Source organism: Flagellimonas algicola, assembly GCF_005937185.1.
Lineage (GTDB): Bacteria > Bacteroidota > Bacteroidia > Flavobacteriales > Flavobacteriaceae > Flagellimonas > Flagellimonas algicola.
This window is the reverse complement of sequence record NZ_VCNI01000002.1, coordinates 233487-254524: the sequence shown is the minus strand read 5'-3', so window position 1 is coordinate 254524 and position 21038 is coordinate 233487. Positions and strand designations below refer to the sequence as shown.

General features: G+C 41.9%; 23 protein-coding genes. 14 read left to right on the top strand and 9 right to left on the bottom strand.

All coding sequences use genetic code 11. The features are described from left to right. Nucleotides 1-29 precede the first annotated feature (29 nt). The 8 genes from FGG15_RS10080 to hutH form a co-directional block, all read right to left on the bottom strand. The gene (locus FGG15_RS10080) at nucleotides 30-3038 is read right to left on the bottom strand and encodes a DNA polymerase III subunit alpha (protein ID WP_202619544.1); all 3009 of its coding nucleotides are present in this window, start codon (nucleotides 3036-3038) and stop codon (nucleotides 30-32) included. A gap of 162 nt (nucleotides 3039-3200) precedes the next feature. Continuing rightward, the gene (gene dinB / locus FGG15_RS10075) at nucleotides 3201-4415 is read right to left on the bottom strand and encodes a DNA polymerase IV (RefSeq protein WP_138835846.1); all 1215 of its coding nucleotides are present in this window, start codon (nucleotides 4413-4415) and stop codon (nucleotides 3201-3203) included. Between the two features lie 114 nt (nucleotides 4416-4529). Further along, nucleotides 4530-4811 carry a type II toxin-antitoxin system YafQ family toxin gene (locus FGG15_RS10070; protein WP_138835844.1) on the bottom strand — a complete coding sequence of 94 codons (282 nt, stop codon included), beginning with the start codon at nucleotides 4809-4811 and terminating at the stop codon, nucleotides 4530-4532. A gap of 13 nt (nucleotides 4812-4824) precedes the next feature. Next, a complete protein-coding gene (locus tag FGG15_RS10065) occupies nucleotides 4825-5052 on the bottom strand; it encodes a hypothetical protein (protein ID WP_138835842.1) in 228 nt (75 codons plus the stop codon). Between the two features lie 518 nt (nucleotides 5053-5570). After that, nucleotides 5571-6539, bottom strand: coding sequence for a formimidoylglutamase (hutG, locus tag FGG15_RS10060; RefSeq protein ID WP_138835840.1), 969 nt, complete (start codon nucleotides 6537-6539; stop codon nucleotides 5571-5573). 4 nt (nucleotides 6540-6543) lie between these two features. After that, complete coding sequence (locus tag FGG15_RS10055; protein WP_138835838.1) at nucleotides 6544-8553, bottom strand: urocanate hydratase; 2010 nt, start codon at nucleotides 8551-8553, stop codon at nucleotides 6544-6546. Between the two features lies 1 nt (nucleotide 8554). Then, the gene (gene hutI / locus FGG15_RS10050; protein ID WP_138835836.1) at nucleotides 8555-9790 is read right to left on the bottom strand and encodes an imidazolonepropionase; all 1236 of its coding nucleotides are present in this window, start codon (nucleotides 9788-9790) and stop codon (nucleotides 8555-8557) included. Between the two features lie 4 nt (nucleotides 9791-9794). After that, nucleotides 9795-11372 (bottom strand): histidine ammonia-lyase, encoded by a 1578-nt coding sequence (gene hutH / locus FGG15_RS10045; protein WP_138835834.1) that lies wholly within the window; start codon nucleotides 11370-11372, stop codon nucleotides 9795-9797. Nucleotides 11373-11449: 77 nt separating this feature from the next. Here hutH and FGG15_RS10040 point away from each other — a divergent pair, with 77 nt between their 5' ends. Then, nucleotides 11450-12337 carry a LysR family transcriptional regulator gene (locus FGG15_RS10040; RefSeq protein WP_138835832.1) on the top strand — a complete coding sequence of 296 codons (888 nt, stop codon included), beginning with the start codon at nucleotides 11450-11452 and terminating at the stop codon, nucleotides 12335-12337. A 46-nt stretch (nucleotides 12338-12383) separates the two neighbouring features. Continuing rightward, entirely contained in the window at nucleotides 12384-12938 is a 555-nt protein-coding gene (locus tag FGG15_RS10035) for a nitroreductase family protein (RefSeq protein ID WP_138835830.1), read from the top strand. Here FGG15_RS10035 and FGG15_RS10030 read toward each other — a convergent pair. Then, nucleotides 12930-13439: a DUF456 domain-containing protein gene (locus FGG15_RS10030; RefSeq protein WP_138835828.1), complete on the bottom strand. Its 510-nt coding sequence runs from the start codon at nucleotides 13437-13439 to the stop codon at nucleotides 12930-12932. The two genes, FGG15_RS10035 and FGG15_RS10030, sit on opposite strands and share 9 nt — an antisense overlap. A gap of 145 nt (nucleotides 13440-13584) precedes the next feature. Here FGG15_RS10030 and FGG15_RS10025 point away from each other — a divergent pair, with 145 nt between their 5' ends. From FGG15_RS10025 to FGG15_RS09970, 12 genes are all read left to right on the top strand, one after another. After that, the gene (locus FGG15_RS10025) at nucleotides 13585-13947 is read left to right on the top strand and encodes a BlaI/MecI/CopY family transcriptional regulator (RefSeq protein WP_138835826.1); all 363 of its coding nucleotides are present in this window, start codon (nucleotides 13585-13587) and stop codon (nucleotides 13945-13947) included. After that, nucleotides 13944-15365, top strand: coding sequence for a M56 family metallopeptidase (locus FGG15_RS10020; RefSeq protein WP_138835824.1), 1422 nt, complete (start codon nucleotides 13944-13946; stop codon nucleotides 15363-15365). Before FGG15_RS10025 ends, FGG15_RS10020 begins: the two co-directional genes overlap by 4 nt. Nucleotides 15366-15466: 101 nt before the next feature. After that, nucleotides 15467-15946 carry a hypothetical protein gene (locus FGG15_RS10015; RefSeq protein ID WP_138835822.1) on the top strand — a complete coding sequence of 160 codons (480 nt, stop codon included), beginning with the start codon at nucleotides 15467-15469 and terminating at the stop codon, nucleotides 15944-15946. 2 nt (nucleotides 15947-15948) lie between these two features. Further along, on the top strand, nucleotides 15949-16503 hold the full coding sequence (gene ruvC / locus FGG15_RS10010) for a crossover junction endodeoxyribonuclease RuvC (protein WP_138835820.1): 555 nt from the start codon (nucleotides 15949-15951) through the stop codon (nucleotides 16501-16503). A gap of 43 nt (nucleotides 16504-16546) precedes the next feature. Further along, nucleotides 16547-17674 carry a radical SAM family heme chaperone HemW gene (hemW, locus tag FGG15_RS10005; RefSeq protein ID WP_138838220.1) on the top strand — a complete coding sequence of 376 codons (1128 nt, stop codon included), beginning with the start codon at nucleotides 16547-16549 and terminating at the stop codon, nucleotides 17672-17674. A 21-nt stretch (nucleotides 17675-17695) separates the two neighbouring features. After that, on the top strand, nucleotides 17696-17989 hold the full coding sequence (locus tag FGG15_RS10000) for a GIY-YIG nuclease family protein (protein ID WP_138835819.1): 294 nt from the start codon (nucleotides 17696-17698) through the stop codon (nucleotides 17987-17989). A 23-nt stretch (nucleotides 17990-18012) separates the two neighbouring features. Next, on the top strand, nucleotides 18013-18765 hold the full coding sequence (locus tag FGG15_RS09995) for a cyclase family protein (RefSeq protein ID WP_138835817.1): 753 nt from the start codon (nucleotides 18013-18015) through the stop codon (nucleotides 18763-18765). After that, nucleotides 18762-19121 (top strand): DUF4260 domain-containing protein, encoded by a 360-nt coding sequence (locus FGG15_RS09990; protein WP_138835815.1) that lies wholly within the window; start codon nucleotides 18762-18764, stop codon nucleotides 19119-19121. Before FGG15_RS09995 ends, FGG15_RS09990 begins: the two co-directional genes overlap by 4 nt. Beyond that, the gene (locus tag FGG15_RS09985) at nucleotides 19114-19737 is read left to right on the top strand and encodes a DUF4230 domain-containing protein (RefSeq protein WP_138835813.1); all 624 of its coding nucleotides are present in this window, start codon (nucleotides 19114-19116) and stop codon (nucleotides 19735-19737) included. Before FGG15_RS09990 ends, FGG15_RS09985 begins: the two co-directional genes overlap by 8 nt. Before the next feature lie 78 nt (nucleotides 19738-19815). Then, a complete protein-coding gene (locus FGG15_RS09980; protein WP_313790987.1) occupies nucleotides 19816-20139 on the top strand; it encodes a Dabb family protein in 324 nt (107 codons plus the stop codon). 2 nt (nucleotides 20140-20141) lie between these two features. Beyond that, nucleotides 20142-20501 (top strand): MmcQ/YjbR family DNA-binding protein, encoded by a 360-nt coding sequence (locus FGG15_RS09975; protein WP_138835809.1) that lies wholly within the window; start codon nucleotides 20142-20144, stop codon nucleotides 20499-20501. Nucleotides 20502-20631: 130 nt separating this feature from the next. Then, nucleotides 20632-21030: a response regulator gene (locus tag FGG15_RS09970; protein ID WP_138835807.1), complete on the top strand. Its 399-nt coding sequence runs from the start codon at nucleotides 20632-20634 to the stop codon at nucleotides 21028-21030. Nucleotides 21031-21038 lie beyond the last annotated feature (8 nt).

The window sequence follows — 21038 nt, the reverse complement described above, 5'->3', positions numbered from 1 at the left end:
ATATATACTTTGTATATACAAATATAAAATTATTCTTTTACAGCTTTAGGTTTCAACAATTTCTTGCTCGTCTTCATTTCCGCGTAGCGGGGGTCGGGGATGTAATCCTGTTTTTGCATTTTAACGACCTCAATGCTCAAAAAACCAAATTCACTTACCACTTTTCCGTAAAAACGATAAATCCCTTTACCCCTAAAATGATACTTGGCAGCTACAGGAGGGAATAGCACGGTATCAAAAACCTCTCCGTGTTGGTCTACAAGCGTGGCAAAATGCATCCGCTTACCACTGTGGGTATTGGTGTTTTTTACGGTGACTAAATACCCATAAATATCAATGTGTTTGTTCAAATATCGATGCAAATCCCTTTGCCCATTGGTGTTTTTGGGAGGCTCGGCCAACAACTCAAACGGACTGCAAAGACAGAACCCCAAGAGTTCCAATTGATCAAATGCGGTTTCCAAGTTTGTGGTGTACAGTTTGGGAATCTTAAATTTTTGATGTCGTGGAGGGAAGAGTTTAGGATGTTCCAAACGATCGTTCTTGGAGAGCATTAAATGGGCTTTCCAAAGCAATTTATGCTTGTTGATGCCCGTAAACCGGAAAGCATCAATCCGAATGAGGATGGAAAGCTGTTCCACGGAAATAATGACCCTATCCAAAAAATCTTCGAGGGAAACAAAAGAGCCGTTTAAGCTTCTTTCTTTAATGATGCGTTCCATAACTCGGCTTTCCAAATCCCGCAAGTACATCATCCCCAAATAAATATGGATGCAATGAATACGGTTGGCCGCATTGCTGTTGTTGATGCAGGGAGCGTGAATGGTGGCGCCCAACATACGGGCATCGTGAATGTAAAATTCGGAACGGTAAAACCCGCCTCCATTATTGAGTACGGCCACCATGTATTCGAGAGGGAAATAGGCTCGTAGAAAAAGGCTTTGATAACTCTCCACAGCATAGGAGGCGGAATGTCCCTTGGCAAAGGCATAGCCTGCAAAACTGGCCACTTGGTTCCAGATTTCAAAAATGAGGTTGTCCGTATAGCCTTTATTTCTACAGTTGGAAATGAATTTATCCTTCACTTTTTGGAACTCCTCCCGCGACCGGAATTTTCCGCTCATCCCTCTACGGAGCACATCGGCTTCACCTAAATTTAAATCAGCAAAATAATGGGCTACCTTGATTACATCTTCTTGGTAGACCATCACGCCATAAGTATCGGGCATGATGTCCAGCATAATTGGGTGGGCTTTTTCCTTTGCACGATCCTGATCTCGATGTCGAAGAATATATTCCCGCATCATTCCACTTTTGGCCACTCCGGGGCGAATAACGGAGCTAGCGGCTACCAATCCCAAATAATTGTCCACTTCCAGTTTTCGGAGCAACATCCGCATGGCGGGCGATTCAACATAAAAACAACCCATGCACTGAGCGGTTTTGATGAGGTTGTTTATGGTGTCATCCGTTTTAAAACCCTGGATGTCATGAATGTCAATCTCCTGATACTTTTCTGGCTGATTATAGGCCACAATTTCCAGGGCCTCTTTAATTTTTCCCAATCCGCGCTGCCCCAGAATATCAAATTTATAGAGGCCTACATCTTCGGCAATCACCATATCATATTGGGTAGTGGGAAATCCTTTGGGTGGCAAATGGGTGGCCGAAAACCAGTGTAAAGGCTTTTCGCTGATCAAGATTCCACCGGCGTGAATGCTCAAATAGTTGGGTTTGTCCTTGAGGAGTTTTCCATATTTGAGAACAAGTTTGGACATGCTGTCCAACTGGTTGAGGTTATACCTCCCGGTGACCAAAAAATCGATTTCTTGTTTGGGCAATCCAAAGACCTTACCCAATTCCCGAATAACGCCTCGTTCCTTAAAAGTGACATAGGTTCCCAAGAGGGCCACATGGTCAAAGCGGTCAAAAATATATTGGGTCATTGCCGGTCTGTCCCGCCAAGAAAAATCGATGTCAAAATCGGGTGGGTTGGCCCTGTATAGGTTGATGAAGCGCTCAAAATAAAGATCGAGTTCCATGGGGTCCACATCGGTAATCCGGAGAAGGTAAGCTACAATACTGTTGGCGCCACTACCCCGGCCTACATAATAAAACCCTCTGCGACGCGCTTCGGAAACAATATCCCAATTGATTAAAAAGTAAGAGACGAAACCCATTTTTTTAATAAGGTTGAGCTCTTTGTCCAATCGGTTTTGGATAGAGGCATCCACTTTTGCATAGCGATACGGGAGACCTTCATAGCACAGTTTTTCAATCAATTTTTCATCTTCTTCCACACTGGCCAAATAGCTGTTGAGGTTTTGGGGTTTTCGTCCTTTGGAAAAATCAAAATGGATGCTGCAACGATTAAGCAGTTTTTCAGTGTTCTCTAAAATAAAGGAATACTCGGAAAAAGCGGCCGCTAGGTTTTGAACGGGAAACATTTTTTCCTCTTCATTTGCTTCTTCCTCTTTGGGGAGTTTGCTCAAAAGCACATTATTGTCAATGGACCTGAGTAAACGATGGGCATTAAAATCGGCCTTGTTGCGAAAAGTAACAGGTTGCTGTACCACCAGTTTTTTTTTGAGCTTGATCAATCTGGAAAAAGGTAATCGTCTTAAATCCTGAATGGAAACCCCAACGAATTCATGTTCTTTAAAATTTTCCAACTCGTTGAGCAAGACCTGTTCAAAAGGATAGATGACAAACGCATTTTCAAAAACTGGTACTCTAGCTGGGATTTCCAATTCATTGTGAAGATGGTGGGACAAAAAATTGTTCAACTCCAGATAACCTTCATTGTTCTGGGCAATTCCCAAAAAACAAGGTTGTGCACCATTCCTAAAATCGATGCCCAAAAGGGGAGTAACTCCATATTCAGATGCCTTTCTCACAAAATTGAGCCCCGCAGAAGTATTGTTGATATCCGTCAATACCAAACGGGTGACATGGTTTTGTTGGGCAAGTTCCAGAAGTTCCAACTCCGAGAAGGTGCCATAACGCATGCTGTAATATGTGTGACAGTTTAGGTACAATGTTCAATTATCAATGTTCAATTTTTAATGTTGAATTGTGGATGGGTCTTCATTCAAAATTTAGAACCCAACATTCAACCTTTTACCCAAGCTCCAAATCCCAAATTCCAACAATCGAGTAATCGAATTATCGAAAAATGTTCGGGTATCAGTTTTCCATTTTCATTGCTTTCTGTGCGCCAATACCACCGGAGGCTGCCCGTTAAAAGGATTATGCATGCTGCCTATGGTTTTTGCTCCCATGGCAGAGGCCCGTATAACACTGCGGCCGCCAAATCTGTTTCGCACATAGTCCATGGCTTGATATAGGTTCAGGGCTTCTTCGGCGTCTTCAAAAAGATTGATTTGGTAATTGCCCGAAACCAAATGGCTGAACCGAATCCCGATCAATCGAACCAACATTCTTTTACTGTACAGGGTGTTGAACAACTCCAATATTTTTGGAATAAGGATATGGTCGGCACTGGTATATGGAATTCGTAATTGTTTGGAATAGGTGTTGAAATCGGAATAGCGGATTTTTACGGCAATACAGGCGGTTAATTTATCGCCTCGCCGTAATTGGTAGGCCAAATTCTCCGTCATGGCAAGTAAAATGCCTTTGAGTTTGGTGACATCAATGGTATCCCGGTCAAAAGTACGTTCGGTAGAAATCGATTTACGATCGTGAAAAGGAATTACGGGAGTATTGTCCATGCCATTGGCCCGTTTCCAAATAACCCTGCCATTGGCCCCTAGTACCCGCTGCATAATATCCATGGGCATCTCCTGTACCGTCTGTACCTTCCGAATGCCCAAATTCCGGAGCGTTTGGTAGGTTTTATCGCCCACCATGGGTATTTTTTTGATGGACAGCGGAGCCAAAAAAGGTTTTTCCAGGCCAAAATCTATTTTAAGCTGGTTGTTGGGTTTGGCCTCGTTGGTCGCTACTTTGGAGACGACCTTGTTCACTGAAAGCCCAAAGGAGATGGGCAATCCAGTTTCCTTTATGATTTTTTGCCGCATTTCAGAGGCATATCTATAGCAGCCAAAAAAACGGTCCATACCGGAGAGGTCGGCGTAGAATTCATCAATGCTCGATTTTTCAAAAAGCGGCACATGTTCTTTGATGATTTCCGTGACCACATCGGAATACTTGCTATAGGTGCCTGCATTACCGCGAATCACAACAGCTTCTGGGCAAAGCTCCTTGGCCATTTTCATGGGCATGCCAGAGTGAACCCCAAATCCCCGGGTTTCATAACTGCATGCGGCCACCACGCCCCGATCACTGGTACCACCTACCAGCAAGGGCTTATTCTTAAGCTCTGAATTGATAATACGCTCCACAGAGACATAGAACGTGTCTAAGTCCATGTGCAAAATGGTCTTTTTCATTGTTTAGTTTAGAGGGACAGCTAATTTATGGAATAAATCCTAAAAAATGGATATAATCCAATAAATTCAATGTGGAAATTGAGGGGAATGAAATACGAAATTTTGAGAACTACTTTATTTGAACAGATCCGAATGACTGCCTATCCGAACCAGCTTAATAATATTGGGAGATTCTATTTGTATCCAGATAATAAGAAGGTCTGGTTTAATATGGCATTCCCAATTATCGCTATATCTACCCGAAAGCTTGTGGGGTTTCATTTTTGCGGGAATCCCTTGAACTCCCTTTAACTGTAGTACTTTGAGTACCGCTGTGGTCAATTTAAAATCCTTTTTGCTGTTCTTTACCTTTTTTAAATCCTTTTTAAATCGGGTTGTAGGGACTAATTGGTACATGGCAATTTGATGGTTAAAGCTCGTCCAAGAACTTGTCCAAATCATCAATAGGAGCTAGGTTATCACTGTTCCTGGCCTCTTCAATAGCAGATTTGGTTTCTTCATTGGGAATATTCCCAACATCGTTGTACAATAAAAACTCAATATAATTATTGAGACTTCTCCTTTGTGCTTTTGCTTTTGCCCTAACAAGTTCAATCAATTCCTCATCAAAGCGGAGGGCAACCTGTTTCGTTTTCATTCTATTTTGAATTGAGGTAGAAGATAAATTTAATGTATATCAATGTGATATACAAATGATATGATTTTGACAAGAACTATATTCAATAATCATCCAATCATTTTGTGTTCTATTTGGACTATAAATCATTAGAGGGATTAAAATCTGTGTTGTTTGTCAAAAATCATTCCTATCTTTGCCGCGTTGTGTTGGATTTCAATCTGTAATAGGATTGGAATCAGGTTGTAGCATTAAAACAATGCTCGCCAATGAAAGGCTTTCCATTTGGAAGGCTTTTTTTGTTAGTGAAGCTTAAATTTTAGAAGGCTTTAAGCCAAACTGAAATTTGTAGCTGAACTAATTCCGCCGAGAAGGCGGAATCCCTAATTAATTGTATTGGAAGCATAGCAATCTATAGCTGAACTAATTCCGCCGAGAAGGCGGAATCCCTATTAATCGTATTGGAAACATAGCAATCTATAACTATGCTAATTCCGCCGAGAAGGCGGAATCCATTAATCCGAAAAGAAAATATTCCATTAAGGAAATTGCAAATCCATAATATGATGGATCAATGAAGCCGCTAACTTGGCCGTTTGCCCATCAATATCATATTTGGGATTCATCTCGGCAAGATCCACACTGATCAATTTTCCCGAAGCAATGATGGTCTTCAGGCATTCCAAGACAATATGTGGGGTAAAACCCATAGGAGAGGGGGCACTCACTCCTGGAGCAAAGGCAGACGAAAACCCATCCAGATCAATAGTCACATAAACCTTGTCCACCGTTTTGATAAACGCATTGATCCACGTATTGATTTCATCCAAAAATTGAATTTGGAAAGTGTCCGTGAGCACGTAAGTAACGTCCAGTTCCTTGGCGGTTTGAAAAAGGGAGCGGTCATTCGCGTCTTTTCGAATTCCCAGGCAGAGATAATCAAAACTGATATGTTCCTCCTTACACTCCTGGGCAATTTGATAAAATGGCGTGCCCGAATTGTTGTTCTGGGTATTTTGACGAAGATCAAAATGGGCATCAAAATTTACAATGCCTATGCTCTTTCCCTCCTTTTTGGAATCCAAATGTTTTTTGATTCCGTGATAATGTCCATAAGCTACATCGTGGCCTCCGCCCAAAATAATGGGAAACTGCTTTTTGTCCAACAACGAACAAACTGAAGATGTCAATTTGGCTTGGGCAGCCTCCATGTCCCCTTTGGTACAGGTGATATTTCCAGCATCATATAGTTGTACAGCGCTGGGTAAATGGTTTGGGAAACGCCCTAAACTGTTTTTGATTACATCTGGCCCATCTACAGCTCCAACCCGACCCTGATTGCGGCTCACCCCCTTATCACAGGCATAACCCAATAGGGTTATTGATTTTTTTGGTGGCTCGGGAATCTCATCCAAAGGAACGCATTTCACCTTTTCATGCAGGTAGAGGTTTTTGGTGCTCTTACGCCCCTGCCAATTATCAGTTTTGGGTTTGGAATAATTTTTCATGACCTCAGAAAAGATGATCCAAAATATCGGATTCCACCAAGTTAGGCAAAGTTACTTTCAAATCAGGGGTTCTTTCCATTTCCCGTTTGATGGCAAAAAGTGCTTCCTTGTTTCTGGCCCAACTTCTGCGGGATATGCCATTGTTCACATCATAGAAGAGCATGCTTTTAAGTTGTCTCGAAGCTTCTTCGGAGCCGTCCAATACCATTCCAAATCCTCCATTCATTACTTCGCCCCAGCCTACTCCTCCGCCATTGTGGATAGATACCCAAGTGGCTCCTCGAAAACTATCGCCGATCACATTATGAATGGCCATATCTGCGGTAAATTTACTGCCGTCGTAAATATTACTGGTTTCCCTAAACGGAGAGTCCGTACCACTAACATCGTGATGGTCCCTTCCCAGAACAACAGGAGCAGAGATATCCCCATTGGAAATGGCCCGGTTGAAAGCTTCGGCTATTTTGGCCCTGCCTTCGGCATCAGCATATAGGATTCGGGCTTGTGAACCAACTACCAATTTGTTCTGCTCGGCTTCCTCGATCCATTTAATGTTGTCCTGCATTTGCTGTTGGATTTCTTCCGGCGCCTCGGACTTTATGGCTTTCATTACTTCCAGGGCAATAGCATCCGTTTTTTGCAGATCCTTTGGATTTCCCGAAGTGCACACCCATCGGAACGGACCAAAACCATAATCGAAACACATCGGTCCCAAGATATCCTGAACGTAAGAGGGATATTTAAAGTCGATATTGTTTGCCGCCATCACATCTCCACCCGCCCGGGACACTTCCAACAAGAAGGCATTTCCGTAGTCAAAAAAGTACGTACCTCTAGCAGTATGCTTGTTAATAGCACTGATTTGTCTGCGCAAGGATTCTTGAACTTTATCTTTGAATGCGGATGGATTTTCGGCCATTAGCGCATTGGCTTCTTCAAAGGACAATCCAACTGGGTAGTACCCTCCAGCCCAAGGGTTATGAAGGGAAGTTTGATCCGACCCCAAGTGCACAAAGATGTCCGCTTCCAAAAATTGCTCCCAAACTTCTACAATGTTTCCAATATAGGCCAAGGAAACCACTTCATGATCAGCAATGGCTTTTTTGGTTCTTTGGATAAGCCCGGAAATATCGGTCAAGAGTTCATCCACCCAGCCTTGTTCATGTCTTTTTTTGGCGGCTTCAGGATTCACTTCGGCACAGACCGTGATGCACCCAGCTATGTTTCCTGCTTTGGGCTGCGCCCCACTCATGCCCCCCAATCCGGCAGTCAAAAACACTTTGCCTTCTGGAGATTCTTCTTTATTCAATACTTTTCTGAAGGCATTCATCACCGTAATGGCGGTTCCGTGTACAATGCCCTGGGGGCCAATATACATATAGGAACCTGCCGTCATCTGTCCGTATTGGGTAACGCCCAGCGCATTGTATTTCTCCCAGTCATCTGGTTGGGAGTAGTTGGGAATCATCATCCCATTGGTTACCACCACTCTTGGAGCTTCCTTGGAAGAAGGGAACAATCCCATGGGGTGACCAGAATACATATGAAGGGTCTGTTCTTCGGTCATTTCTGCCAGATACTTCATGGTCAATAAATACTGTGCCCAGTTTTGGAACACAGCTCCATTTCCCCCATAAGTGATTAATTCTTCTGGATGTTGTGCCACGGCTGGATCCAAATTGTTTTGGATCATGAGCATGATCGCAGCAGCTTGTCGGGATTTGGCCGGGTAGTCAGAAATCGGTCGGGCGTACATGCTATATTCCGGTTTGAAGCGGTGCATATAGATTCGGCCATAAGTTTTGAGCTCCTCGGCAAATTCTTTGGACAGTTCCTGGTGCCACACCTTAGGAAAATAACGCAGGGCATTTTGAACGGCCAATATTTTCTCTTCTTTTGATAAGATGTCCTTCCTTTTGGGCGCTGGATTACCTCCTTTGGGATATGGTTTTGGGGTGGGAAGCAGCTCTGGGATTCCCTGAAGGATTTGTGATTTGAATTCTTGAAGTTCCATATTAGTTGCTTTCAAAAACTTGTTTTCCATTTTTCCAGACGGCACTTGGTTTTAACTGCCCTTGATGATAGGTGATTTCTTGATAATTGTCTGTTGGGAACACCACAAAATCGGCTAGATTTCCCAGTTCCAATGTTCCCCTGTCAGAAAGGTTCAAGGCTGCTGCAGCCCTAAAGGTGATTCCCGCCAAGACCTCGGCATTTGACAACTTCTCAAAAGTGCCCAGAATACTGGCTTGGGTAAGCAAATCTCCCATGGGTGCAGAACCCGGATTATGATCACTGGCAATGGCTAAGGCCCCACCTGCATCTAAAATTTCACGCGCAGGGGTATAGGCACATCCGAGTCCCAGGGAAGCTCCGGGCAAGGCGGTTGCTATAACATTGCTCTTTGCCAACAGTTGAACTTCTTTTTCGGTACTGGCTTCCAAATGGTCGGCACTAATGGCTCCAAACTTGATGGCCACTTCACTACCCCCTGTTGTAAATTGGTCGGCATGTACGGTAATGTCAAAGCCCATTTCCTTGGCTTTTTCAAAATAGGTTTCAATTTCCGCTGGAGAAAAAGCGCTCTCCTCAATAAAGGCATCCACTCGTTGGGATAGATTTTCAGCTTTAATTGCAGGAAATAATTTTGCAATGATTTCATCCAGATAGGCAACGTCCCCATTCCAATCTTTGGGTTTCATGTGGGCGGCCAAACAGGTGGCCACCAAATCAGCAGAGGTCTTTGCATTGGCATTTTTGATGGCACGGAGCATTTTTAGTTCCTCATCCACAGAAAGGCCATAACCACTTTTTACTTCTATGGTAGTGGTTCCGTTTTGCAGATGAATCATGCTTCTATCCATAATACCGACTTCCAATTGTTTTTGAGAAGCTTTGCGGGTTTGGGTAACGGTATCCCAAATACCGCCTCCGGCTTTGGCAATTTCCAAATAGGATGCCCCGGCATTTCGTAGTGCATAATCCCGGGCACGGGAACCCCCAAAGCAGATATGGGTGTGGGAGTCCACAAACCCTGGGAGACAGACATATTGCCCTTCAATGTGGTGCACATCTACGTCTGGAGATTTTAAATCTTCATAAACCCCAATCTTTTTGATTTTTCCTTCGGAAACTAAAATGCCCCCATTTTCAATAATAGGTAAATCGACATCCTTCAAACTACCTTTTAAGGGTAGATTGGTCATAGGTAGCAACTGGCTAAATGGGCCTATCAATAAAGGTTTGTCCATGGGATCAATACATTTCAAATTCGTGTTGGTGGGGGGTATTCCACTTTAATTTTTTGGAATCCATAACATGCTCCACAAGGGCAATAATTTCACCCTCTTGAATCATCTGGATGCCCTGTTCAATGTCATCGGCAAAGACACGGTCGCTTTCAGCAAATGAGACCTTGGTTCTTACGAACTTATGGATTTCATCCAACAACACCCCGGATTTTAATGGTTTTCTGTATTCGAAAGCCTGTGCTGCGGTCAACAATTCGATGGCCAATATTTTTTCCACATTTTCGATAATGTTCAGCGCTTTTCTACCGCTAATGGAGCCCATACTCACATGATCTTCTTGCCCCAACGAGGTTGGAATACTATCAGCGCTGGCAGGAAAGCACAAACTCTTGTTTTCGCTGGCCAAGGCTGCTGAGGTGTACTGCAGGATCATATATCCCGAGTTGATTCCCGTATCTTCCATCAGCAATTTGGGAACGCCGGGGCTGTTTCCCTCAAGGGCCAAATATACTCGTCGGTCAGAGATATTCCCCAACTCGGATGCGGCTAAAGCTGCATAATCCAGGGCCATGGCCAGAGGTTGTCCATGGAAGTTACCTCCGCTTATGGTAAGTTCGTCATCTATGATCACAGGGTTGTCGGTCACCGCATTCAACTCCACTTCCAACAACTCTTTTAAATGTAACCAAGCATTTCGTGATGCCCCATGCACTTGGGGGATGCAACGCAGGGAGTAGGGGTCTTGAACCCTTTCACAATCGATATGGTCTTCCAGAATTTCAGAACCTTGAAGCAGCGTTCGGATTCTGCCTGCCACATGTTGATTTCCTTTAAAGGGACGAACCTCATGGAGTTTTTCGTGAAAAGGTTTCATGGAACCCTGTAGCCCTTCCAACATCATGGCTCCAATAATATCCGCATGGCGCAAAGCATATTGTAATTTTTGAACGACCAATACGGCATGAGCTGCTATAAATTGGGTGCCATTAATCAATGCCAGTCCTTCTTTTGGGCCAAGTTCCAAAGGCTTTAATCCTGTTTTTTTGAAGAGCTCATCCGTGGTAATGGTCTTGCCTTCATAATCAACTTTACCCAGCCCGATCAAAGGGAGAAAAAGATGGGAAAGTGGGGCCAAATCTCCTGAAGCTCCTACCGAACCTTGTGAGGGAACTATGGGAATGGCATTGTTGTCCAAATGCCAGAGCATTCTTTGTATGGTCGCTACGGCGATTCCGGAAAATCCTTTGGAAAGGGCTTGGATTTTTAGAATGAGCATAAGTTTGGACAACTTCTGGGTAATGGGTTGTCCTACACCCACACTATGACTTTGCAAGATATTGGATTGAAGGATTCTGGTGTCCTCCTTGGAAATTTTGGTATTGCACAAAGGACCAAAACCGGTATTGATACCATAGACTGTATCTCCCTTGGCCACAATATTTTGTACGCGCAAACTGCTTGCCTTTATTTTTTCGAAGCAATGATCGGTCACCGCTGCTTCAATGGAACCATCGGCTATGCCCAAGGCAATGCTTGCGGTTAAATGATCCTCACCAAAATGAAATGTTTTGGGTAGTTGCATGTGTTCAATTTTATCAGATAAAGGTAAAGTGTAGGTTTAATAATTACCAATACTTATTTTTGTAATAATCAATAACTATGAATTATCAAATAGAACTTCGACATTTCATTTATTTTTTAGCTGTGGCTGAAGAACTCCATTATAGAAAAGCGGCTGAAAAATTGTTTATTTCCCAACCTGGATTAAGTACGCAAATCAAGCAAATGGAAGAAATCCTAGAGACCCAATTGTTTATTCGAGATAAGAAAAAAGTGCAATTGACCCCAGCCGGTGCATTTTTAAAAGGGGAGGTGGAGTTTGTGTTGAACCATTTGGAGCAGACCAAAAAACAACTGAAATTGATAGGTGAGGGGCATTTGGGAGAAATCCGGATTGGATTTTTGGGGTCTGCCATGCAAAATGTGGTGCCCAACTTGCTTTTGGATTTAAAGAAACAGTTTCCCTTAATACATACCAGTTTGGAAGAGCTGTCCAATAGGGCCCAGGTCAATGCCATTTTGCACGACCGACTTGATCTAGGCTTTGTACGCTTGTCAAGAGTACCAAAAGGATTGAAATTATTACCCGTATTTGAGGACACTTTTTCATTGGTTCTACCCGAAGACCATTCTATGGACTCCAATAAACTTAAGGGAATGAAGCAAGTATCGGAAGATGATTTTATCCTGTTTTCCCAAGACTATAGTCCCCTATATTATGATACGGTTTTGAGTATTTGTGAGGATGCCGGGTTTACACCCAAGGTTTCGCATAAATCTGTGCATGCGCAAACTATTTTTAAGCTGGTGGAAAACAAATTGGGAATAGCCATTGTGCCCACGGCCTTGCAATACGGATTTCAAATGAAGGTAAAGTTCATTGAGCTAAAGCGAATTAAACAACGGGCAGTACTTTCTATGGTATGGAAAGAGGACAATAGGAATCCGGCATTGGAAAATTGTATGGATTTGCTATTGAAACTATAGTAAGGAACCGAACAGGTCTTATCTTTGGAACTCTTAATTGCAACCTATGATTTTTGAATTGATCCAGAACCGAAGAAGCATATTTCCAGCCCAATATAACAACAAGCCCATTGCTAGGGAAACCATTGAAAAGATATTGGAAGCTGCCAACTGGGCACCGACCCACAAAAAAACCGAGCCTTGGCGATTTAAGGTTTTTATGAACGGGAAACAGCGGGAACTGGGGCAATTTCTTTCAGATAAATACCAGGAGGTGGACCCCAAACCCAAGCAAGTCAAAATAAACAAATTAAAGGAAAACCCTGGGCGTTCCGGAGCTGTGATTGCCATCTGCATGCAACGGGATCCTGAGGAGCGTTTGCCCGAGTGGGAGGAGTTGGCTGCAACCGCAATGGCAGTCCAAAATATGTGGTTGTACTGTACAGAATTAGGTGTTGGGTGCTACTGGAGCTCGCCCGGATTGATTAAGTACATGGGGGAGTTTTTGGATTTGGAAGAAGGTGAAAAGTGTTTGGGCTTTTTCTATATGGGTTATTATGATGGGGATATTGAGCCACCACTAAGAACACCAATATCCGAAAAAGTACAGTGGTTAGAATGAAAATATTTCGCCAGCATATTTAATGGCTACAATCACAAAAAATATTAAATAAGCTGTAGTAAGGACAAACTTCATAAAGGTGCCTGTCAAAAACCCTAAAAACGAACCAAATGCGGCTTTCATGGCCGTTTTCTGATCAGCTTTGTTCATGAGCTCACCCACCAAGGCACCAATAAAGGGCCAGATAATAATTCCGAAAGGGCCAAAAACGGGGAAAATGATCGCCACCAATAAACCGATAATGGTACCCCACATACCGGCTTTACTGCCACCAAATTTTTTGGTCCCAGCTGCGGGAATTACATAGTCCATAATGGTAATTGCTAGAGCAAGAACCAAGGTGCCACCCAAAATCCACCAATTATCTGGAACGGCTTTAGTCAAGTATAGTAGTAACAAACCCACCCAACTGATGGGGGGGCCGGGTAATACCGGTAGAAAACTACCAAGGATACCGACCAACATCAAAATAAAACCTAAAACAAGAAGTGCTATATCCATACGGGCGTTTGACTATGAGACAAATTTAAACATCAAATGTTACAGGGCTCCGCATAAAATTCAGCATTTTTTAACTAATAAATTAGTTTAAACTAAAAATTTAGTTATATTTGTTTCAGGTTAAAACTAAAAACTTAGTTGAATAATGAAACAGTTGACAAAGGCAGAAGAAGAGGTGATGCAATTGTTGTGGCAATTGGAAAAAGGAAATGTGGCCGCAATCATAGAAATGTTACCAGAGCCTAAACCAGCATACAATACCGTATCAACAATTGTCAGAATATTGGAGGACAAAGGCTTTGTGAGTCATGAAAAAGTGGGAAAAGGGCACATTTATTTTCCTTTGGTAAGAAAAGAGGAATATAGCAATCAGTCCATATCCAAATTGGTGGATGGATACTTTCAAGGCTCCTTTAAAAGTATGGTGTCATTTTTTATGAAAAAGAACGATATCAGTCTAACTGAACTGGAAGAGATTATGCAAACCATTAAAAAGGACTCGAAATGATTACCTATATTTTGGAAAGTGTGACCATTCAATTGGTCTTTTTACTCATATACGACCTGCTTCTTAAAAGAGAGACCTTTCTTCAATGGAACCGGTTTTATCTTTTGGCAAGCTTTGTTCTGTCCTTGATACTTCCCTGGATAAAAATTGAAGCTCTAAAAACCAATGTTCCAGAAAACTTGGTTGAATATCAGACGTTGTTTTTGCAACTGGATGAGGCCGTGCTATTACCATCTGGAATGGAAACCTCAATTTTTGAACCTAATTCATGGGAGTATGTGCTGTTTGCCATTGGGGCTTTAATTATGACTGTTTGGTTTGTTACTAAACTCTTCCGCTTGTATCACCTTAAAGCCATAGGGAAAACCAAATATTATAAGGAGTACACCGAAATTCAAATTCCCCAAAGCTCGGCCGCCTTCTCGTTTCTTAAAAATGTCTTTTTGGGTGAAGAAATTCCGGAGGAAAAACAGGAACGCATAGTCCAGCATGAATTGGTGCATGTAAAACAGTGGCACTCCTTGGATTTGATCTTTTTGGAATTGATGCGGATTGCATTTTGGTTCAATCCCCTGGTCTACTTATATCAATCACGAATCTCCGAGCTTCATGAGTTTATTGCAGACGCCAAGGCATCCAAAACTGGCAAAAAGGAACAGTACGAGTTATTGCTTTCAGAGGTTTTTCACAGTCAGAATTTCAGTCTTGTCAATCAGTTTTATAAAAAATCATTAATCAAAAAACGAATCGTCATGTTAACAAGAAAAAGGTCAAAGTCAATATATCAGTTGAAATATGCCTTATTGTTGCCCATTGCTGCTGGAATGCTTTTGTACACATCCTGTGAGACTGAAGAGGCAATAGGGCAAAGTCAAGAAGCTGCTGAAATTAAAGGCTCCCTTGCGGAAAAACTATCTATTTTGAATGAGGAAATCGAAAAAAAAGAAAGCTTGTCCGAGGAAGAAATTGCAGAAATATCCAAAATGACCAGCTCAATGATACGTCAGTTGAATGAAAACTCGATCACAGTGGACGGATGGAATGTTACCACTGGTGTGGATGCCACAGGAATTGAAGTACCCTTTGCTGTCGTGGAAGAAGTCCCAACTTTTCCGGGATGCGAAGATTCACCAGATAAAAAAGATTGCTTTATGAAAAATATCAACGAGCATATCCGAAAGCATTTTAAATTTCCAGAGGAAGCCCAAGAAAGAGGGATTCAGGGTAGAGTGAGCATACTTTTCCGAATCAACACGGAGGGAGAAGTTGTTGGGATTCGACAACGGGGGCCACATAAGTTGTTGGAAGACGAAGCGGTTCGGATTATTTCCAAATTGCCAAAAATGATTCCGGGAAAGCAGAAAGGAAAGCTGGTCAGTGTCCCGTTTAGTATGCCCATATCCTTTAAACTGGACTGACACATACAATCTAAAACAGAAGGCCTGAAGTATTTTCAGGCCTTTTTGGGTTTACAGGTATGGTCAAAAAATCGTAATTTCAGCCAAATTCATGGGGCCGTATGCGCAAGTGTTTAGCAGTATTGTTTTTGGTATTTATGTCCTCTTGCCAACTGTTCATGTCAAAGGAAGAGAAGACGGATAAAATTGTACATGATAAGCTGCAGGAAATTGATTGGAACACTATTGAAAACTACCCATTATTTGTGGGAGAATGTGATGAGGTGGACTCCAAAGCAATCCAAAAAGAGTGTTTTCAGACTGTGTTGATGCACTATTTTTCTGAAGCGCTTTCCGATTTGCAATTTCAGGTGAAGAAGGATCTCAATGACACGGTTTTTGTCGACTTTAATATTGATGAACAAGGATGGATCCTCATTTCAAATATTGAGGAAAGCTCCAGCGTGCTTGGCGAAATTGAGAACTTTAACGAACTCATATCAGAACGATTGAACGATTTGACGACGGTAAAGTCTGCAACCTATCAAGGGATACCGGTAAAAATGCGTATTAGGCTTCCCATTGTTTTAAACACCCAATAGTTTTGGCCACGGAAAAGATTATTTTAGGAATAGATCCAGGAACAACCATAATGGGATTTGGAATCATTAAGGTGGTGAACAAACAAATGCAATTTGTCCAGATGAATGAGTTGCTCCTCAGAAAATATAGCGACCCCTATACCAAGCTAAAGCTCATTTTTGATCGCACCTTGGAACTCATAGACACCTACCATCCGGATGAAATTGCGATAGAAGCTCCTTTCTATGGAAAAAATGTCCAGTCCATGTTGAAATTGGGCAGAGCACAGGGGGTGGCCATGGCTGCTGGACTATCCCGACAAATTCCCATTACAGAGTACATGCCCAAAAAAATTAAGATGGCTATTACCGGGAACGGGAATGCAAGCAAGGAGCAAGTAGCCAAAATGCTCCAAAGTGTACTTCAATTAAAATCCCTTCCCAAAAATTTGGATAGCACGGATGGACTGGCGGCGGCAGTTTGCCATTTTTACAACAAAGGAAGAGTGGACGTAGGCAAGAGTTATACAGGATGGGAAGCTTTTGTCAAGCAGAATCCGAAGAAAGTTAATAATTAGAAATTTTTAATTATTAATGTGCAAATTAAAGGCTCAACAAAGTATGTCTGGAGTTTATATCCACATTCCGTTTTGTAAACAAGCTTGCCACTATTGCGATTTTCATTTTTCCACACAATTGGGAAAAAAGGAGCTGATGCTGCAAGCGCTTTGCGAAGAAATTCGGCAACGCAATGCTGAATTGGGAGATACGGAGGTGGAAACTATTTACTTTGGGGGAGGAACACCATCAATTTTGGAAAATGCTGATATTGAAATGCTCATAGACCAGGTCTATAAAGAGTTCAAGGTCGCTGAAAACCCAGAGATAACCTTAGAGGCCAATCCGGACGATTTGTCCAATAATCGAATTGTCCAATTATCCGAAAGCCCAATCAATCGTCTCAGCATTGGCATCCAATCTTTTTATGATCAGGATTTAGAGTTGATGAACAGAGCCCATAATTCTGATGAAGCCGAAAATTGTATTGCGGAGGCTACAAAATACTTTGAAAATATTTCCATCGATTTGATTTATGGCATCCCTGGGATGGATCATGATCGCTGGAGATCCAATATTGAAAAGGCACTTGCTTTTGGTCTACCCCATATCTCCAGTTATGCCCTTACGGTAGAACCCCGAACAGCGCTAAAGAAATTTATAGAGCAAGGCAAGGTGGCGGATGTGGATGATGCCCACGCCCAAGAGCAGTTCCACATGTTGGTTGAAATTCTGGAGGCAAATGGTTTTGTAAACTACGAGATTTCCAATTTTGGAAAATCGGGTTTCTTTTCCAAGAACAATACTTCGTATTGGCAAGGCAAGAAATATATTGGTATTGGACCATCTGCGCACTCTTTTGATGGGATGAACCGCAGTTGGAATGTGCGAAACAACAATAAGTATATAAAAGCGATTCAAGCAGGAGAGTTGCCATCCGAGAAAGAAAAGTTGACTTTGACGGATAGATATAATGAATATGTTATGACTGGCTTACGTACCATTTGGGGTGTTTCCTTGGAAAAAGTGGAGGCGGAATATGGTGCAGACTATCTGGGGCATTTGAATCGATGTAGTCGAAAATTTCTTGAGGCAGGATTGCTAATGCTAAATGATGGAACACTTACGGCTACGCAAGAAGGAAAATTTTTGGTGGACGGGATGGCGTCGGATTTATTTATCCTGAACTAGATTCAGGATTTGTTAACTTATATGAATTTAGAGAAAGGATATGTTTATATGTTGACCAATGCCTCAAGAACTATACTTTATATTGGAGCAACAAGAAACATAAAGAAAAGGATACGAAAACATATAGATGGAACTGGTGCAGTTTTTACGAAGAAATATCATTTAAAGATTCTGATTTATTATGAAGAATTTGATGATGTTGAACTAGCTTTTAAAAGAGAGAAGCAACTTAAAAACTGGAAGAAAGATTGGAAATGGAACCTTGTAAAATCTAAAAACAAGGATTTGTTAGATTTACTCAACGTATTTTGCTAAATACTGAAACAAGTTCAGCATAAATGATCACTACCATTAAGTACAATTCCAAGAACTATAAAATAGATTTGTCCAAACCGTTGGACATTTCCATCCCTTTACGGGGAGATAAGGGCAATGTGAATGCGTGGTATTTGGATCCTCCCAAAATAGTACCGCATAAAGAAGGGAAGTTCATTGGGAAGGTGTCGGAGGGTGCTTCCACCAACTTTAACGACATCTGGTTCAACCCGCATTCCCATGTGACCCACACGGAATGCCTGGGTCATATTACCAAGGCGTTTCATTCGGTCAATCAAAAATTAAAACGTTATTTTTTTTGGGCTGAAGTGATTACCGTGGCACCTGAAAGGCAAGGAAAGGATTTTGTGATTTCGGAAAAGCAGCTGCGCTATGCACTTGGCACCAAAAAAAGGGAAGCTGTAATAATCCGAACCATTCCAAACCTAAAAAGCAAATGTGCACAAAACTATTCCAACACCAATCCACCCTATTTATTAAAAGAAGCCTTGGAATTTTTGGTGAACAAAGGAATCTTGCATTTATTGGTGGATCTTCCATCCGTAGATAAGGAAAAAGATGGCGGTGCACTTGCAGGTCACCATACATTCTGGAATACTGCTGAGACACCTAGAGTGGACGCCACTATTACGGAGTTGATCTATGTTGATAATGAAATTAAGGATGGCCCATATTTCTTAAATCTACAAGTGGCTCCGTTTGAAAACGATGCCAGCCCTAGTAGGCCAGTTTTATATCAAATAGAGAACCTATGAAAAGTGTACTAAAAATTGAAGAGCTATCCATGTTTGTATTAGGGCTGTATCTTTATAGCTTGTTGGACTTTCCTTGGTGGTTGTTTTTGGTATTCATTCTTACGCCCGACATAGGAATGTTGGGGTATTTGTTGGGAAATAGGACTGGGGCAATTATTTATAACATATTTCATCATAAAGGATTGGCTATTTTGATTTATTTAGCTGGTGTGTTTTGGTCAATGCCATTGGTTCAGCTAATTGGAGTGATTTTGTTTTCGCATGCCTCCATGGATAGGATTTTTGGCTATGGATTAAAATATTACAAAGGATTTAAGTTTACCCATTTAGGAGAAGTGGGAAAAGGAAATGGATGATATTCTAGAAGTTATACTGGGTCTGATTTTGGGCGCCATACTCATGTACTGGCTGTTCTCTTTGTTTCGAAGAAAGAAAAACAAGGATTTGACCAAACAGCAATCTACCGTGTTGTTGGATAAGATCAGGAGCGTGTGCAAACTGGTTTCGGTGGAAGGGGACTTCGCGGAGATATACAATTACGAAAACACCAAAGAAGGCCTGTTCAGTCTATTGAGCAGCAAAAAAAAGGCGTTGATCATCGTTAAGGCCAAGGCGCAAATAGGGTATGATCTTACCAAACTGAAACTAAGGGCCGATGACAAGCGCAAAAAGATAATCCTGGATAATTTTCCACAACCTGAAGTACTTTCCATAGAACCTGAGCTTCAGTTCTATGATATTAAAAATGGATTGTTCAATAGCTTTTCCCCAGACGACCTTACCAATGTTAACCAAGAAGCAAAAGATCACATCAAACAAAAAATCCCTGAAAGCGGGCTTATGGACACAGCGCGCAAAGAAGCGCTGCAAGCTGTATTTTTGGTGGAAAAGATTGTGGAGACCATTGGATGGACCTTGGACTACTCAGCTCTGGAAATAACAAATCGCGATAAACATTTTTTAGAAGAATAGAAACGTATGAGAACTACATGTATAACTTTATTTTTATTGGGCATGGTTAATATGTCCTTAGCACAAACCCAAGACAGTATGAATACATTTGATTCCACTTTTGCCCACACGGTGTACTTTTGGTTCAATAACCCCGACAATGAGGCCGATCGCGACCTGTTTGAAGCTTCCCTTAAGAAGTTCCTTGACAATTCCAAGTTTGCCAAGACCAACTTTATTGGCACTCCTCCCAAGGCAACCAGAGAGGTGGTGGACGGATCGTTTACCTATTCCTTGATTGTTACGTTTGAATCGGCAGAGGCACAGGAAGGATACCAGAAGGAGCAGGCGCACTTGACGTTTATTGATGAATGCAAACATTTATGGAAAAAGGTCATTGTATATGATTCTTTAGGCTTATAAGGATGAATGTTGAACAACTAAGGGAGCTGTGCATTCGCAAAAAAGGGGTAACGGAGGATTTTCCTTTTGATGAACAAACTTTGGTTTTCAAGGTCATGGGCAAAATGTTTGCCCTTATGGCCTTGGAGCGCTTACCCCCGCAATGCAATTTAAAGTGTGACCCTGATCGGGCGGTGGAGTTACGAGAGGAATACGATGGGGATATTATCCCTGGATACCACATGAGTAAGAAGCATTGGAATACCCTTATGCTGGAACATCTTCCTCCAAATCTTATTGAAGAGCTTGTTGACCATTCCTATGATCTGGTGGTTTCCGGACTGACCAAAAAGTTAAAAGACGAGCTGGCTTCTATGGGGTAGGTTTGGGAAAGGGACGTTTGGTTCATCGAAACAAAACTACAGTTCATCGATAGTTTTTTTGTATTTAACCATTTTGTAGTCCTTTTCTGATTGCGATTCCCCAATTTTGTGTACTAAATCGAATTAGATCATGAATGTGCTGTTCATAGAAGACGATATGATAGAGACCATGAAATTGCAACGGGCAATTTCCAAGTTTCAATCCAAGCATAGAATTATTGAGGCCAAAAACGGTGAGGAGGCTTTCGAAATTCTAAATGGAGAAAGTTTACCCGATATTATACTATTGGATTTGAACATGCCCCGAATGAGTGGGATTGAATTTCTGACCAAAATAAAATCGGACGAAAAACTTAAATACTTGCCAGTCATCATTTTGACCACATCCGAAAATCGAGTAGATCTATTAAAATGTTTCGAGATTGGTATTGCCGGTTACATCATAAAGCCTTTAAAATATGAGGATTACGAATCCAAATTAAAGAAGGTTTTTGATTACTGGGAAATCAGTGAATTGATCAAAGGCTAACAAAAAAC

Excerpts from the sequence above, each read along its gene's own strand:
- FGG15_RS10035 (WP_138835830.1), top strand. The coding sequence starts at position 12,384 with ATGATTTTTGAATTGATCCAGAACCGAAGAAGCATATTTCCAGCCCAA.
- FGG15_RS10030 (WP_138835828.1), bottom strand. The coding sequence starts at position 13,439 with ATGGATATAGCACTTCTTGTTTTAGGTTTTATTTTGATGTTGGTCGGT.
- FGG15_RS09985 (WP_138835813.1), top strand. The coding sequence starts at position 19,114 with ATGGATGATATTCTAGAAGTTATACTGGGTCTGATTTTGGGCGCCATA.
- FGG15_RS10000 (WP_138835819.1), top strand. The coding sequence starts at position 17,696 with ATGAATTTAGAGAAAGGATATGTTTATATGTTGACCAATGCCTCAAGA.
- FGG15_RS10020 (WP_138835824.1), top strand. The coding sequence starts at position 13,944 with ATGATTACCTATATTTTGGAAAGTGTGACCATTCAATTGGTCTTTTTA.
- hemW (WP_138838220.1), top strand. The coding sequence starts at position 16,547 with ATGTCTGGAGTTTATATCCACATTCCGTTTTGTAAACAAGCTTGCCAC.
- dinB (WP_138835846.1), bottom strand. The coding sequence starts at position 4,415 with ATGAAAAAGACCATTTTGCACATGGACTTAGACACGTTCTATGTCTCT.
- hutH (WP_138835834.1), bottom strand. The coding sequence starts at position 11,372 with ATGCAACTACCCAAAACATTTCATTTTGGTGAGGATCATTTAACCGCA.
- FGG15_RS09980 (WP_313790987.1), top strand. The coding sequence starts at position 19,816 with ATGAATACATTTGATTCCACTTTTGCCCACACGGTGTACTTTTGGTTC.
- FGG15_RS10015 (WP_138835822.1), top strand. The coding sequence starts at position 15,467 with ATGCGCAAGTGTTTAGCAGTATTGTTTTTGGTATTTATGTCCTCTTGC.
- FGG15_RS10040 (WP_138835832.1), top strand. The coding sequence starts at position 11,450 with ATGAATTATCAAATAGAACTTCGACATTTCATTTATTTTTTAGCTGTG.
- FGG15_RS10055 (WP_138835838.1), bottom strand. The coding sequence starts at position 8,553 with ATGGAACTTCAAGAATTCAAATCACAAATCCTTCAGGGAATCCCAGAG.
- FGG15_RS09990 (WP_138835815.1), top strand. The coding sequence starts at position 18,762 with ATGAAAAGTGTACTAAAAATTGAAGAGCTATCCATGTTTGTATTAGGG.
- FGG15_RS10065 (WP_138835842.1), bottom strand. The coding sequence starts at position 5,052 with ATGAAAACGAAACAGGTTGCCCTCCGCTTTGATGAGGAATTGATTGAA.
- hutI (WP_138835836.1), bottom strand. The coding sequence starts at position 9,790 with ATGGACAAACCTTTATTGATAGGCCCATTTAGCCAGTTGCTACCTATG.
- FGG15_RS09995 (WP_138835817.1), top strand. The coding sequence starts at position 18,013 with ATGATCACTACCATTAAGTACAATTCCAAGAACTATAAAATAGATTTG.
- FGG15_RS10070 (WP_138835844.1), bottom strand. The coding sequence starts at position 4,811 with ATGTACCAATTAGTCCCTACAACCCGATTTAAAAAGGATTTAAAAAAG.
- FGG15_RS09970 (WP_138835807.1), top strand. The coding sequence starts at position 20,632 with ATGAATGTGCTGTTCATAGAAGACGATATGATAGAGACCATGAAATTG.
- FGG15_RS10025 (WP_138835826.1), top strand. The coding sequence starts at position 13,585 with ATGAAACAGTTGACAAAGGCAGAAGAAGAGGTGATGCAATTGTTGTGG.
- FGG15_RS09975 (WP_138835809.1), top strand. The coding sequence starts at position 20,142 with ATGAATGTTGAACAACTAAGGGAGCTGTGCATTCGCAAAAAAGGGGTA.
- hutG (WP_138835840.1), bottom strand. The coding sequence starts at position 6,539 with ATGAAAAATTATTCCAAACCCAAAACTGATAATTGGCAGGGGCGTAAG.